Origin of the sequence: Streptomyces sp. NPDC048297 (assembly GCF_043201585.1) — a bacterium.
In the GTDB taxonomy this organism is placed as follows: Bacteria; Actinomycetota; Actinomycetes; order Streptomycetales; family Streptomycetaceae; genus Streptomyces.
This window is the reverse complement of sequence record NZ_JBICZA010000003.1, coordinates 240,838-255,170: the sequence shown is the minus strand read 5'-3', so window position 1 is coordinate 255,170 and position 14,333 is coordinate 240,838. Positions and strand designations below refer to the sequence as shown.

The window sequence follows — 14,333 nt, the reverse complement described above, 5'->3', positions numbered from 1 at the left end:
TTCACGTCGTCGTTGTTCAGTGCACCATTGCGTTCTCAATCATCATCTCCTCGACAGAAGAGAAGGATGTTGTGCCATGCCGCCTGTAGTACCTCCTTTCCTGATCGGTCTGATCGCCGCATCCCTGGTGAAGCGGCTGGGCAAGCCCTTGGTGCGAGGGGTCGTCAAAGCGTCGGTGGGCCTGGGAATCGAAGTCAAGCGGGCCGTCTACGAAGCCGGCGAGGGCATCCACGATCTCGCTGCCGAGGCGACTGCCGAAGTGCTCGCAGCCAAGACGACGCAAGGAGCCGGGCACTGCGTCGGCGCCCTGGAGGACGGCACCGCGGACCGGGCCGGAGAAGCCGCCAAGTCGGCGCCCGCGGCCGCAGAGGCGTATAAGGGGCAGACCGGCGGTCAGGACAAGCCCGTCGGCAAGACTCGTAGCTCCGGTTCGGTCGCCACCAAGGCGCGCTGAGGCTGCCGGTCGGCGCTCCGTGTGATTCCGGGCTCGTCCGGGATGTCAGCCCGACACGTGTGTTCCTCCGCGCGCTGTCGGCTGCTGGTGACACAAAGACAACACCCTGATAGACACAGGTCAGATGTCCGCGACCCGAACCCCCTGTATTTCGCGGAACTCATCCAGGAAAGCGGTGCCTACTCGTTGTGACCGATCTCCCGCGCCACCCCGTGGAGACCGCATGCGTGGCCAGGAGGGCGGTGGAGCAGCTTCCACCCCTGCCCTCCCAGCTCGACTCCCTGCACCTGCGTGGGCCCCGTCGGCGATGACGGCGACCGACGCGAAGAAATGGTTCCGTGTCCACCGACGTGCGGCGGACCCCAGGCTCCGACTGGTGTGCTTCCCGCACGCCGGCGGCACGGCACAGCTTTTCCACGGTTGGCCCGCGCGGCTGCCGGCGGACGTCGAGGTGCTCGCCGTGCGGTACCCCGGCCGTCAGGACCGGCTCGCGGAAGCCTGCATCGAGGACATGGCCACCCTGGCCGACACGATCGAGGACGCACTGCGGACCTGGCTCGACCGGCCGCTGGCGCTCTTCGGGCACAGCATGGGCGCCTGCGTCGCCTACGAGGTGGCCCTGCGGCTGGAGGCCCGCGGCATCGTCCCCGAGCACCTGCTGGTCTCCGCACACGAAGCCCCTCAGCGGGCCGAACACATTGCGCTGCACGAGGCCGACGACGAGACCCTGATCGCCCATGTCCGGAGCCTCGGAGATGTGCACTCGGAGGTCTACGACCTCCCGGAGCTGCGTGACCTGCTGCTGCCCGCACTCCGTTCGGACTACCGGCTGATCGAGGGCTACCGCCCGTCGAATCCGGCTCCGGTCAAGGCGCCGATCACCGCGTACCTCGGCCAGGACGATGCGAGTTGCGCGCTCGGCGGTGTCCGCGCCTGGTCCGGCCTCGCTGCCCCTGGCTCCTTCGAGCTGCGCCCCTTCCCCGGGGATCACTTCTACCTCGTGCCTCGGGAGGCCGAAGTGGTCGCGGACGTGGCAGCACGTCTTTCGCGCGCGTGAGGCGCCGCTCTGGCGGTCCCCTCCGCTCTGGCGGTCCCCTCCGCGTCGGCGGCTGTCCGTCCGGCTGTCCGCCCGACTGTTTGCCCGGCTGTCCGCCCGGCTGTGACGGAAGGCGGGGCCCGGCAGCGCGCATGGCGCCTGCGGGGTTCCCAAGGGACGATGGCCGTACCGGTCGCTGAGACGTGCGGTGCCCCCGGCAGCGGCCGCGAAGGCTCGGACGGAGAGGGAACCATGCGACCGAGAACACGTGCCGCCGACGCGACCCTCCGGCTGCTCAGCCAAGACTGGGCCGGGCTGGCTGTCGCTCTGCTGCCGGCGGCCGCGGGTGCGCGGTGTGTCACCAGGGGGACCGGCGGGCGGATTCTCGGCGGTGTGCTGTGGGCCGCGGCCCTCGCACTCGGTCTCGGGTCGTTCCGCCATCTGGTGCATGTGGCCCGGATACGCGTGAGGTATCCGCCACCCGGACGCATGGTCGACGTGGGCGGCTACCGCATGCATGTCCTGGCCGAGGGAGACGCCCGACCCAGCCCCACCGTGGTCTGGATGCCGGGCGGCCATACCGGCGGTTACGCCCTGTACCCGCTGCACGCGCTGGCGCGGGAACAGATGCGTTCGGTTCTCGTGGACCGCCCGGGGTCCGGCTGGAGCGACCCGGGCCCGTTCCCACGTACGACGGCGGCAGAAGCCGTCGAACTGCTCACGGCGCTGGAGCGGGCCGGTGAAAAGGGGCCCTACGTCTTCGTGGGGCACTCGTTCGGGGGGCTGCTCATGGCCAACGCCGCCCGGCGCCGCCCCGACCTGGTGGCCGGTCTGGTGCTGCTCGATCCCACCCCGCCCGATGCCGTCGCCTTCGGCCCGGCGCTTCCGGCCCTGCGACGTGCCCCGAGGGACCAGACCGTCCTGGCGCTGCGTCACCTCTTCGGCCTCCACCCTCTCGCGGGCAAGAAGAAGACCGACGCCTCCGATGACCCGACGCAGGTTCTCGCCATGATCGAGCTCAGGACCAAGGCGAACTGCGCCGCGGCATCGATCCTGCGGGAGCTGTCACCGGACGGCATCACCAGAGACGGCTGGCAGACGGCCGTACACGACGGTGAGCTCGGCTCGCTGCCTCTCCTCCTCGTGGCGCCACGCGATCTGACGGGTGGTGGCGAGATCTTCGACTCGGTCGACGATCCGGAGGAGAACGCTCGGGTACGGCATTTCTTCCTCACTGTGAGAGAACGGTTCCTCGCGGCCTCCAGCAGGGGGCGGAGAATTTACACCCCGGAGGGAACTGGGCACGATTTCCCGGATCGTGTACCCGACTTCGTCGTGCGTGTGGTGGGCTCGCTGCTGGACCAGTACAGGCCGGGGGCGCCGAAGCCGTCCTGATCCCGTCCCGCAGCCGCGGTCCGCTTCGGCGAGCCACTCCCCGACCGAATGAACAGCGTCGGCGTCAACGGGCGCATCGACCGAGGCCGGATTATCGTCTTTTGGAGGGGGTGGAATTCGTGCCCTGCCCAGCCTTGTCGGCAGACGGTATCGGCTCGGGCGGCGTCGGCAGTCGTGCTGTGTACAGAAGAAGAGGGTTCACACATGCTCCCTGCAGTTCCTCCCTTCCTCGTCGGTGTGATCGCGGCCCCTCTGGCCAAAAGAGTGGCGAAACCGCTGGTGCGAGGCGTCATCAAGACATCGGTCGGCCTCACCCTTGAAGTCAAGCGTGCGGTCATCGAGGCCGGGGAAGAGGTCCAGTGCCTCACCGCCGAAGCGGCTGCCGCGAAGCTGGCGAGTTCGGCTCGCACACGCGGGGCGGAGTCGACGGCGAGCTGACGGCACAGGGCGAAACGGTTGGCTGAAGTCCGTCGCCTGTCCCCTTCTGGAGCACACCGGCCGGTTGTCCTCGTGTTCATCGGGCGACGGTGACGGCCGCAGTGCGCACGGCCGCGCCGGTGCGGGACACGATGTCCTCGACGGTGACACCCGGCGCGGTCTCCACCAGCGCCAGGCCCTCGGGGTGACGTCGAGGACGCCGAGGTCGGTGATGACGCGGTGGACGCAGCGCTCACCCGTCAGTGGCAGCGTGCACTCCTCGACGATTGATGACATTGAACGAATCGTCGCAGAACGGGACCTTCAGCCGGGCGATCGGATCGCCACCATGGACGAGTTGCGCAAGCAGTCGCGTCTGGGTCGAGCCACCATCAGCGAGGCGGCCCGTCTGCTGACCGAGCGCGGCACGGTCGATGTGCGTCCGGGGCGCGGAGGCGGGTTGTTCGTCGCCAGCGCGGGATCTGTGGTGCGGCTGCGCCACACCCTGCTCGCCGCTGGTCAGGACGCGGTGAGCGTCGCCAACGCCCTCGCGGTGCGCGACTCGCTCGAGGAGCTGATCGACACCGATGCGGCCCGGCATCGCACCGCGGAAGACATTGCTGAGCTTCGTGAGATCGTCACGTATATACGCGCGAACGGGACGACGCGCGAAGCCTTCATGCGTGACAACTGGACGCTGCACACGCGCATTGCCGCGATCACGCCCAACGACCTCGCTCGCTCGATCTACCTGAGCACGATGGAACAGGCCGTCGGGCTGCCCACGCAGGCGGACGCGGCGACAGCCTCCGACGAGGGCGACTACCTGGCCGCCCGCATGGACGTGCACGAAGAACTGGTCGAGGCGATCGCTTCAGGAGACATCACCCGAACGTCGCGTGCCGTCGTCGCACACCATGCCATCACGCTGGGAACGCGAAGCGGGAGCACCTCGAACGGGGGCTGAGCGGGCTTGCCCGTCACGTCTCGACCCTGAAGGTCACGAAGGTGCGATCATCCCCGCTGACACATCGATGTCGGCAGCGGTCTGCACTGGCCTGCACCGGTCTGCACCGGTATACGCTGGCCTGTACCGGTCGAACCGGTCGAACCGATGAGGCCGGTCATGTGGAGGGTGGCGATCAAAGCGGTCGCTACCTCGTCGTCCGTGACCATCCGACGCGCGGCGGCCCGCGACACGAAGTCGCGTTCGGTATCTGTGACTGAGGCTCCGGTTCGTTCTGCTTCCGGCCGGAATTCCGCTTCCGGCCGGAAGTTTCGGTCCATCCGCAGGCCACTCGCGGGGCCGGGTGGCAGTGAGTTGACGCCTATGCCGGCGGATCCGATTTCCCTTGCGAGTGTCCGCGTCAGAGCTGCGGCGCTGCGGCCTCCGGCGGCGGTGCGCTCATCCGGCGTCGCGCGCCGGCTCCGTCAACTGCCGCCATGTTCGTACCAGTTGGCTGAACTCCTTGACCTGGACGAGTACGTGGTCGCGGGCGGCGTTCTCCGCCGACTCGGCGTCGCCGCGGGTGATGGCGTCGGCGATCTCGCGGTGTTCGGCCAGGGAGCGGCGCATGCGGTCAGGGACGCGCAACTGCAGTCGCCGGTAGGGCTGCAGGGCTCGCTGGAGCGCGTGGGCCTGCTGTCGCAGGTACTCGTTGCCACAGGAGTCGTAGACGATGCCGTGGAACCGGGCATTGGCGTAGTAGTAGCGGTCCGCGTCGCCGGCCGCCGTGTGGCTCTCGCACTCCCGCAGGGCGCGTTCGAGCTCGTCCAGCGCCTCCCGGTCGATCCGGCGGGCGGAGAGCCGCGCCGCCATCCCTTCCAGCTCGGCCATGACCTCGAAGCGCTCGGCCAGCTCGGAGACGCTCAGCTCGGTGACGTACGTGCCCTGCTTGGGGCGGATCTGTACGAGTCCGGAGCGCTCCAGGGCCTGGAGGGCTTCCCGGATCGGCGTGCGAGAGCAGCCGAACTCCTGTTCGAGTCGTGCGGGATCCAGACGCTCGCCGGGACGGTAGTGGCCGTCGACGACGGCGTTCTCGAGTGCGTCGCGAACGCGCTGGGATTCCGGGACCCGGGCCATGTGCACCTCCGAGCGGTCAGATTATCCGGGCGGGCGGGGGGTGGTGCACGAGCCTTGATGTGTCCTACGGTGGGTCTGTTATATATATCGTCCATCGTCATGGATTTAAAGCCATGGGCGACAGGGCGACACCAGAGGCGAGCGGGACCAGGGGCGTACGGAAGGTGCGGACATGGAACGTCACGACGGCTGGCTGCTGACCGACCTGTTCCAGGCTCTCGGGCGGCGGCGTGGCGCGGACCGGGCGGCCGGAGAGCTGCTGGACTTCCTGCCGGGCTCCCCGCTGGACCAGCTGCTTGCCGCCTGTGAAGTCCTGATGAGCGACGTGGGCGAAGCCTCGATGCGCGCGGTCGCGGCCAGGGCTCTCGCCGCGTACGACGAGCTCGACGACGACGGCAGGTGGGCCTTCTTCAGCCACATCACCCGGACCTACGACGCCGACGCCGATCAGGTCCGTGCCGCCTTCCGTCGCTGGGAGGACGCCCGCAGCGCCGGGTCCCGGGGCGAGGAGGAGCTGGTCCGGCTCTTCGACGTGGTCGAGCCGGCCCGCCAGCAGCTGCTCCGCCGGATGAACCACGCACCCGACGCCACGCTCGCACTGGTCGAGATGCGCGCGGACCTGAAGCGGCTGATGCGCCGTCACCCCGAGCTGCGGCCCCTCGACCATGACTTCCGCCACCTGCTCACCTCGTGGTTCAACCGAGGCTTTCTCCGCATGGCGGAGGTCACCTGGGACGCGCCGAAGGAGCTGCACCAGCACCTGATGCGGGGCGAGAAGGTCCACCCGGTGGAGAGCGGTGCCGAGCTCCGCCGTCGCCTGGAGCCGGAGGATCGTGCTGTCTACGCGTTCTTCCATCCGGCCACCGGGGAGGTACCGCTGATCTTCGTGGAGGTCGCTCTGGTGCGCGGCCTGCCGGACCGTATCGCTCCACTGCTGGAGCCCGGTCCGGCGCTGAGCCCTTCGGACGCGGACACGGCGGCGCTCTACTCGATCAACAACGCTCTGGACGGCCTGGCCGGAGTCTCCTTCGGCAGCTTCCTCATCAAGCAGGTCATCGAGCAGGTGGGCGGGCAACTGCCCCACCTGACGCAGTTCGTCACGCTCTCGCCCCTCCCCGGATTCCGGCGCTGGCTCGGTGAGCAGGCCGCACGGGACGCCGGGCTGAGGCAGCTCGTCCGTGAGCTGGACGCCCTGGAGGGGGCGGCGGACCTCGGTGCGGCGGACGTCGAACGGATCCGCGCCCGGCTCCTTCCCGCCCTGGCCCGGTACATCGCGGTCGAGCGGCGCGAGGACGGACGCCCCCTCGATCCGGTCGCCCGCTTCCACCTGGGCAACGGGGCCGCCGCCTGGCAGTTGAACTGGCCGGCGAACAACTCGGCCGAAGCCTGGCGGCAGTCGTACGGCGCGATGATCAACTACCGCTACGAGCCGGGGCAGCTGGAGCGCCGGCACGAGGACTTCGTCCGCCGCGGCGCCGTAGCCCTCGGCGGACCGCTGCGCGACGCCTTCCCCGAAGCCGCGGAGGTGCCCTGCGCCAGGGACGCCTCTACCGCCTCCACGGCCTCTACCGCCGCTACGGCTTCCACCGCCTCCACCGCCTCAAACGATCGATGAGAGAGGAACACCCCTGATGGCACCACCCTTCACCACCATCTACCGGTCCTTCGCCGAGCAGGTGGAGCGGCAGCCGGACAAGGCGCTCTTCGAGCTGCCCGACGGTCGGCAGATCACCTACCGCGAGACGGCGCGGACCGTGGGGCGGATCGCCGCCCGGCTCGTCGCCGACGGTGTCACCCCCGGTGACCGGGTCGCCATGCAGGTGGACAAATCCCCGGAGGCCATCGCGCTGTATCTGGCGACGCTGCAGATCGGCGGCGTCTTCCTGCCGCTCAACACCGCGTACACCGGTGCGGAGATGGAGTACTTCATCGGCGACGCCCAGCCGCGTGTGCTGGTCTGCTCCCCGGAGCGGCGGGCCGATCACGCACACCGCGAAGGGGAGGACCTCGTCGTCGAGACCCTCGGCACCAAGGGCGACGGCACCCTGCTGGAGGGCGACGGCCGCCACGACGAGGTCGTCGACGCGTCGGCCGACGCCCCGGCGGCGATCCTCTACACCTCCGGCACCACCGGGCGCTCCAAGGGCGCGGTGCTGACCCACGGCAACCTCGCCTCCAACTGCCGGGCGCTGCTGGAAGCCTGGCAGTTCACCGATCAGGACCGGCTGATCCACGCCCTGCCGATCTTCCACGTCCACGGGCTGTTCGTCGCCGCGAACATGACCCTGGCGGCCGGTGCCTCCATGTACTACCTGCCGAAGTTCGACGTGGAGACGGTCGTGGATCTGCTGCCCCGGGCCACGGTGCTCATGGGCGTGCCCACCTTCTACACCCGGATGTCGAAGAACGACCGGCTCACTCCGGAGACCTGCGCCTCCATGCGGCTGTTCGTCTCCGGCTCGGCCCCGCTGCTCGCGAGCGACCACGAGGCCTTCGAGGCCCGTACGGGCCACGCCATCCTGGAGCGCTACGGGATGACCGAGACCGGCATGAACACCACCAACCCGTACGAGGGCGGCCCGCGCAAGCCCGGCACCGTCGGCAAGCCGCTGCCCGGGACGGAGATCCGGGTGGTGGACGGCGAGACCGGACAGGCGCTGCCCGACGGTGAGGTCGGCAGCATCGAGGTCCGTGGTCCCAACGTCTTCAGCGGGTACTGGCAGATGCCGGAGAAGACGGCGTCCGAGTTCCGCGCGGACGGCTTCTTCATCACCGGTGACCTGGGCCGCATCGACCAGGACGGCTATCTGTCCATCGTCGGCCGCGGCAAGGACCTGGTGATCTCCGGCGGCTACAACATCTACCCGAAGGAGATCGAGGAACTGCTCGACGCCCACCCCACGGTGCTGGAGTCCGCCGTGATCGGTGTCCCGCACCCGGACTTCGGGGAGACGGTCGTGGCCGTCGTCGTCCCGGCGCCGGGCCAGGAGCCCCGGGAGAGCGAACTGCTGAAGTTCATCTCCGGCGACCTCGCCCGGTTCAAGCATCCGCGCGCCGTGCGCGTCGTCGAGGCGCTGCCGCGCAACGTGATGGGGAAGGTGCAGAAGGCCGAGCTGCGCAAGCGTTACCAGGACCTGTTCGTGAGCTCGAACGCCTGATCCGCAGCGGGGCCGCCAAGAGGGGGCACGTAAGGGGGGCGAAGGTATCTCAGGTGCGTTGGAGGCGTACCAGCGAGCGCGACATCATCCGGGAGCGCACCCGTCAGGCCGAGTTCATGGACATGCTGGACGTGGAGGTCACGGTCGTCGGCGATGCCCCCAAGGGGCGGACAGGTCAGCCGTGCGCACTGGCTGCCTGGTTCCGTGAGAGGAACCGCACGGTCCCGATCCTCACGGACGAGGCCTGGGAGAAGGCCGCTCCCTTGATCACGTACAAGCCGCGAGGGGGAGATCCCAAGTTGGTGACGTGCGGAATCCTCTACAAGGTTCGGCCCTGACGGGAATTGACGGTGCGGGCGTGGATGCCGGCCCGGACCGCCGCGTCCGCCTCCCATCCAACAGGACGGCACTGACAAGCGGGGCGCGGCCGGCGCCGGACGGGCCTGCCTTGTCGTGTCCCTGATTTGAGTTATCCACAGACTCAACCGGAATCTCAAGATCCGCGAGATCGTCAAGGCATGACGAATCACGGCGAAACCACCGAACCAACTGAACCCTCCGGCAACTTCGACAAATTCGGTAACTTCGACAACAGCGACATCACGGGAGGAGTGCCGCTCAACGGACCGGGCGGACTGTCGGCACACGACACACAGGTCACTCTGCGTACCCCGGCCGAGCTGGCCGACGCCCTGCCCTACCTGCTCGGCTACCGCCCAGAGGACAGCATCGTCCTGGTCGCCCTGCAGGCCCCCGAAAACCGCGGCACGTTCGGCGGCCGAGCCCGACTGGGCATCCCGGCGAGCGAGGAGGACTGGGAATCGGCGGCGCGGCAACTGGCCAGAGGGCTGGTGACCGGCGGCGAGCGACGCGGCACCCGGCCCGAGCGGATGGTCGCCTACGTCTGCCAGGAGCCGGGACCGGGTGAATCGGGCCGTGACGTCATGCTGCGGCTCGGCCCGCTCGTGCACGCGCTGCGGACCGAGTGCGGAAACCTCGATGTGCCTGTGGTCGAGGCACTGTGCATCTCGGACAACCGCTTTTGGTCGTACGTCTGCCCGACGCAGGAATGCTGCCCGGCGGAGGGCACGCCCATGGGCATGCCGGGGACGTCGGTGCTGGCCGCGGCCGCCACCTACGCCGGGATCCAGGTCCGCGGCACGCTGAGGGAACTGCGCGCCAGGATGCTGCCATGGGAGACCTCGGCGGCCCTGGAGCAGGAGATCGCCCTCGACGCGGCCGGCATGTCCCTGGTGCCCCGCATCCTGGACGACTCGAACCGCGCTGACGTGGCGACGGAGACCCTCGACCTCGCCGAGCGGATCATTCGCCGCTTCGCGGCCGCACCGCCGATCTCCGGCGCCCATCCGGCGGACCTGCGCGACGACGCCCTGCTCACGCACGACGAGGCGGCGACCCTGATCCTCGGGCTCCAGGACCGTACGACCCGCGATCAGGCGGCTGCCTGGATGGAGGGCGACGAGGCCGGCCCGGCCCTCAGGCTGTGGCGCGCCCTGGCCCGTCGCTGCATCGGGCCGTACGGCGAGCACGCCGCGGCCCCGCTGACCCTGGCGGGCTGGGTCGCCTGGTCGACCGGCGACGACTTGGAGGCACGCGAAGCCCTGGCGATGGCACTGGGCGCGGATTCCGACTATCTCTTCGCCCGCCTCCTGCATCAGGCCTGCAACGAGGGACTCGACCCCGAGTCGATCCGCCGCTGCCTGCGGACGGAACGGGCCGGGCGGCCGGCGAACCGCGGTGCCGAGCACCGCATTGCCCCGTCGGAAGCGGCAACGGACCAGCCCTCGGGTACCGACCCGGCACCGCTCGGCCCGGCATCCGTCAGCCCGGCATCCGTCGGCCTGGAACCCCTCGGCTCGGGACCTCTCGGCTCGGAACCCCTCGGAGTGGAGGACGAAGGAGAAGGCGGCGGCGGTGCCGCCCCCGTCGCCCGGAGCGCATCACGTCGGCGGCGCCGCGTACGGTCCACGGAAGCGGGTGCCGGGGCTCCCGCTCCGCAGCGGTCGGCGGGCGGACGGGGACGCCCGACCCGCTCCCGCCCCCAGCAGCCCTCCGCCGCCCCTTCGCACCCGGGCGACTCCAGGCCCGGCGCCAAGCGCACGACCACCGGCGACACCACAAGCGCGGGAAGCCGCGCGGGAAGCGACCGCCGGGAGGCCGAGGGGAAAGGGTGAGAGCCGGGCAGGCCACTCGTGACCGGCGCCGGGACGGGGCCGGTCACCTCGGCCGGGACCTCTCGGCCCTTCAAGGCGCCGAGCCTGGTGGGCCGGCCCGGAATCGCCATGGCCGAGGAGACGGCGGACACCCTGCGACGGGGAGGGTGACCTCGTACGACGTACCCGTGCGGCGAACAGGAGGTGACGCCGGGCCCCGTACCGCGACGAAGTGGATCCACGCTCGATGCGACCGACGAAGGGAGTGTTTATCGTCAGGCAGACGACTATGATCGCGGCATGCCCTACGACCCGTCAGCCTTTCCGCCCTTCGCCGTCACCGTGGACCTGGTCGTGCTGACCGTGCGCCGCCACGCCCTGTGCGCGTTGGCGGTACGCCGGGGCGAGCCGCCCTTCCAGGGGCGCTGGGCGCTGCCCGGCGGTTTCGTACGGGCCGACGAGGACCTGTCCCAGGCGGCGGCGCGTGAACTGGCCGAGGAGACCGGGCTGTGCGCCCACGACCCGGCGGTCCCGGCCCAGGACAACGGTGCTCACCTGGAACAGCTCGCGACCTACGGAGACCCGAAGCGCGACCCGCGGATGCGCGTCGTCAGCGTGGCGCACCTCGCCCTCGCCCCCGACCTGCCCGCACCACGGGCCGGCGGCGACGCGAGCAACGCGCGCTGGGCACCGGTCGAGGAACTGCTCCAGCAGGGCGGATACGGACGCGACGGCGAGCCCGTGGCGCCGCTCGCCTTCGATCACCACCAGATCCTCGCCGACGGGGTGGAACGGGCCCGCTCCAAGATCGAGTACTCGTCGCTGGCCACCGCGTTCTGCCCGCCGGAGTTCACCGTCGGGGAGCTGCGGCGTGTCTACGAGGCGGTGTGGGGGGTGGCTCTCGATCCGCGCAACTTCCACCGCAAGGTCACCGGGACGCCGGGGTTCCTCGTCCCGACGGGCGGTACGACCACTCGGCAGGGCGGCCGGCCGGCCCAGCTCTTCCGGGCCGGCGGCGCCACCTTGCTCAACCCCCCGATGCTCCGTCCCGAGGTGTGACGAGTCCACCGCTCGGCCACCGTCACGCGGTGGGTGTGCGTCGCTGTGTCGCGGCTCGCTCGGGGCTCCGGTCCCTCGAACGGCTCACCTGGGTTGCGCCACCCGTCGCGCCACCTGGGAGTAGACAGGGTGATGACCGAAAAAACGGACATCGCGCGCTATCTTGCTTCAGGTGATCCAGGCCTTCGGACTGACCAGCGATCCCCGCAAGGCGCACCCGCCCGCCGTCGACGACGTCTCCTTCGAAGCGCGCTCGGGCCGTGTCACCGTGCTCCTCGGAGCGGCCGGTGCGGGTAAGACCACCGCGCTCAGGCTGATGCTCGAACTCCAGCGGGGGCGCGGCATCGCCTGCTTCAGAGGGCGTCCCCTGCACCGTATCGCCCATCCCTCCCGGGAGGTCGGCGTACTCCTCGGCGACGTACCCGGGCATCCGGCCCGCTCGGTCCGCGGTCATCTGCGCATGCTCTGCGCGGCGGCCGGAGTCCCGGCGCGACGTGCCGACGAGGTCCTGGAGGTGGTCGGGCTCGTCAGCCTCCGCGAGGAACCGCTCGGCACCCTGTCGCGCGGGATGGACCGACGGCTCGGCCTCGCCTGCGCCCTGCTGCCCGACCCGCACACACTCGTGCTGGACGAACCCACCGACGGGCTCTCCGCCCAGGAGGCACGCTGGGTGCACGGCATGCTGCGGGCACACGCCGCCCAGGGCGGCACGGTGCTCGTCACGACCGCCGACCCCAAGGAGGCCGCGCGCACGGCCGACCGCGTCGTCACCCTCGACGGTGGCAGGCTCGTCGCCGATCAGGAGGCCAAGGAGTTCGCCCGCACGAGGCTGCGCCCGCGGGTGGCCGTCCGCAGTCCCTATGCCGCGCGTCTTGCGGCCCTGCTCACCAAAGAGGCCCGCACCACGCACCGTTCCGTCGAGGTCGTGCGCGAGGGAGGCAACCGGCTCTCCGTGTACGGCAGCACGACCGCCGACGTCGGCGAGATGGCCTTCCGCAACGGCATCCTCGTCCACCAACTCGCCGACGAGGTCGGGGACATGGGGGCAGGCGCGGGGACGGGATACGAGGGCGGGGCGGATTCGGATGCCGAGGCGGTGCAGGGCGTACCGGGCTTCGCGGCGCGGGACGAGAAGCAGGTCGCGCACGGCATCTCCCTGGTGGAGCAGAAGCAGGAGAGCCCCGGCGGCAGGTGGCCGTCGGTCACGCAGCCACGCTGGCATCACCCGGTGTCCGGCCGCCCCGGAAGCGGCGACAGCCCCGGCGGACTCGAAAGCATCCACGACTCCGACAGCACCCCGGCCGCGAGCACCTCGACCGAAAAGGCGGCGACCGTCGCCGACGCCTCCGGGGTGGAGAGGTCCACGCCGGCCACGACCGGTTCCGGATCCGACGGGACGGTGGTCGACGCCGAGGATCCGGACGCCATCGACGCGGCGGACGAAGGCACTCGCCTCCTTCCTCTCATCGCCCTTGCCGGCGCCGAGCGTCCCCGTTCCGCCGAAGGCGCGCCGGAGGCAGGTCGTCCGTCGGCCTCGGCAGCCCCAGAGGCGCCGGCCGGCATCGCGTACCCCGCAGCCGCGGGTGCTTCCGTCGCCGCCGCCACCGGTACGTCGCTCCCCGGAGCCAGGAACCACTCCGCCCGCCGAAGCGAGGCCGACCGGTCTCCGCGCTCCTGCGAAGAGCGCAGCCCCGACGCTCTGTCCGCCCTTCCGCCTCCCATCTCCGTCCGTTCCGCCCCCAGCCCCCTGCGCCCCCTGCGCTACGAGCTGCGGCGCGCCACCGGCATCAGCACGGGCTTCCTCACCTGCGGAGCCGCGCTGGTGGTGTCCGTCCTCACCGCCGTACTCCTGGCCAGGGTCGGGCACACACCGCAGGCACGCCTGTTCGCCGCGTGGCCGCGCGAGCTCCCGCTGCCACCTGTGGCGCTCGCCGCCGGGTTGCTCGGCGCGCTGGCCTTCGGAGACGAGTTCCGCCACCCCGCGCTGGCGGTCGACCGCGGAACCGTGCCCCGCCGGCTGGGGCTGCTCACCGCGAAACTCCTCGTCTCCGGAGCCACCGCCGCGCTGCTGGCCTTCCTGGGTCTGGGCTGCGACGCCGAAGCGCTCTATGTCGTCTACGGTCGGGAGCTGACACAAGTTCCCGCTGACTGGCTTTCGTTGAGCGCGGGCTGGTTCGGTCTGGTGATCGGCTGCGCGTGGGCGGGTGTGCTCGCGGCCGGTGTCTTCCGCTCCACGGCGGCGGGCCTTGCCGCCGTCCTGGCCGTGCCGGTGGTCGTCGCACCGCTCGTGCACAAGGCGCTCGGGGGGCCGGGTGTGCGAGCCGCGACCGGTCTCGAGGTGCGGATGCGGTCGCTGCTGCTGCTCCAATGGCCTTTCGGCGGTGAGCGCTACCTGCTCGCCGCGGCCCGGGTCGTCACCCAACCCGTAGGTGGCGCAATGACGTTGTCGCTCGCCGTACTGCTCTGTGCGTTTGTGTTCACGACGCTGCGCGCCAGGGCCCGATGACGGCGTTGCGTACGGTTCCCGTCCTGCTGTGCGCGCAACTCCCCGAAGAAC

At 70.5% G+C, this 14,333-nt stretch carries 12 protein-coding genes and 1 pseudogene; 11 read left to right on the top strand and 2 right to left on the bottom strand.

The features are described 5' to 3' along the window. Positions 1–76: 76 nt before the first annotated feature. From ACGFYV_RS04915 to ACGFYV_RS04900, 4 genes are all read left to right on the top strand, one after another. Positions 77–454: a DUF5132 domain-containing protein gene (locus tag ACGFYV_RS04915; protein ID WP_393876930.1), complete on the top strand. Its 378-nt coding sequence runs from the start codon at positions 77–79 to the stop codon at positions 452–454. Between the two features lie 376 nt (positions 455–830). After that, positions 831–1,511 carry a thioesterase II family protein gene (locus ACGFYV_RS04910; RefSeq protein WP_393876929.1) on the top strand — a complete coding sequence of 227 codons (681 nt, stop codon included), beginning with the start codon at positions 831–833 and terminating at the stop codon, positions 1,509–1,511. A 231-nt stretch (positions 1,512–1,742) separates the two neighbouring features. Beyond that, the gene (locus tag ACGFYV_RS04905) at positions 1,743–2,885 is read left to right on the top strand and encodes an alpha/beta fold hydrolase (protein ID WP_393876928.1); all 1,143 of its coding nucleotides are present in this window, start codon (positions 1,743–1,745) and stop codon (positions 2,883–2,885) included. Positions 2,886–3,089: 204 nt separating this feature from the next. Continuing rightward, positions 3,090–3,323: a DUF5132 domain-containing protein gene (locus ACGFYV_RS04900; RefSeq protein ID WP_393876927.1), complete on the top strand. Its 234-nt coding sequence runs from the start codon at positions 3,090–3,092 to the stop codon at positions 3,321–3,323. 76 nt (positions 3,324–3,399) lie between these two features. On the opposite strand, the pseudogene ACGFYV_RS04895 reads toward ACGFYV_RS04900, so the two are convergent. Further along, positions 3,400–3,590: pseudogene (locus ACGFYV_RS04895) on the bottom strand (CoA-transferase); the annotation flags it as partial. Here ACGFYV_RS04895 and ACGFYV_RS04890 point away from each other — a divergent pair. Further along, positions 3,535–4,269, top strand: a complete 735-nt coding sequence (locus tag ACGFYV_RS04890; protein ID WP_393876926.1) for a FadR/GntR family transcriptional regulator — start codon at positions 3,535–3,537, stop codon at positions 4,267–4,269. The pseudogene ACGFYV_RS04895 and the gene ACGFYV_RS04890 sit on opposite strands and share 56 nt — an antisense overlap. A gap of 438 nt (positions 4,270–4,707) precedes the next feature. Here ACGFYV_RS04890 and ACGFYV_RS04885 read toward each other — a convergent pair whose 3' ends face one another. Continuing rightward, entirely contained in the window at positions 4,708–5,385 is a 678-nt protein-coding gene (locus ACGFYV_RS04885) for a GntR family transcriptional regulator (protein ID WP_393876925.1), read from the bottom strand. Between the two features lie 172 nt (positions 5,386–5,557). On the opposite strand from ACGFYV_RS04885, the gene ACGFYV_RS04880 reads away from it, so the two are divergent. The 6 genes from ACGFYV_RS04880 to ACGFYV_RS04855 all read left to right on the top strand — a co-directional run bounded on the left by ACGFYV_RS04880 (position 5,558) and on the right by ACGFYV_RS04855 (position 14,282). Next, positions 5,558–7,000, top strand: coding sequence for a malonyl-CoA decarboxylase domain-containing protein (locus tag ACGFYV_RS04880; RefSeq protein WP_393876924.1), 1,443 nt, complete (start codon positions 5,558–5,560; stop codon positions 6,998–7,000). A gap of 16 nt (positions 7,001–7,016) precedes the next feature. Further along, positions 7,017–8,543 (top strand): malonyl-CoA synthase, encoded by a 1,527-nt coding sequence (locus ACGFYV_RS04875; protein WP_393876923.1) that lies wholly within the window; start codon positions 7,017–7,019, stop codon positions 8,541–8,543. Between the two features lie 53 nt (positions 8,544–8,596). Beyond that, on the top strand, positions 8,597–8,881 hold the full coding sequence (locus tag ACGFYV_RS04870; protein ID WP_393876922.1) for a hypothetical protein: 285 nt from the start codon (positions 8,597–8,599) through the stop codon (positions 8,879–8,881). A 180-nt stretch (positions 8,882–9,061) separates the two neighbouring features. Then, positions 9,062–10,738, top strand: a complete 1,677-nt coding sequence (locus ACGFYV_RS04865; RefSeq protein WP_393876921.1) for a DUF4192 domain-containing protein — start codon at positions 9,062–9,064, stop codon at positions 10,736–10,738. Positions 10,739–11,017: 279 nt separating this feature from the next. After that, positions 11,018–11,776 carry an NUDIX domain-containing protein gene (locus ACGFYV_RS04860; RefSeq protein WP_393876920.1) on the top strand — a complete coding sequence of 253 codons (759 nt, stop codon included), beginning with the start codon at positions 11,018–11,020 and terminating at the stop codon, positions 11,774–11,776. A 172-nt stretch (positions 11,777–11,948) separates the two neighbouring features. Further along, entirely contained in the window at positions 11,949–14,282 is a 2,334-nt protein-coding gene (locus ACGFYV_RS04855; protein WP_393876919.1) for an ATP-binding cassette domain-containing protein, read from the top strand. Positions 14,283–14,333 lie beyond the last annotated feature (51 nt).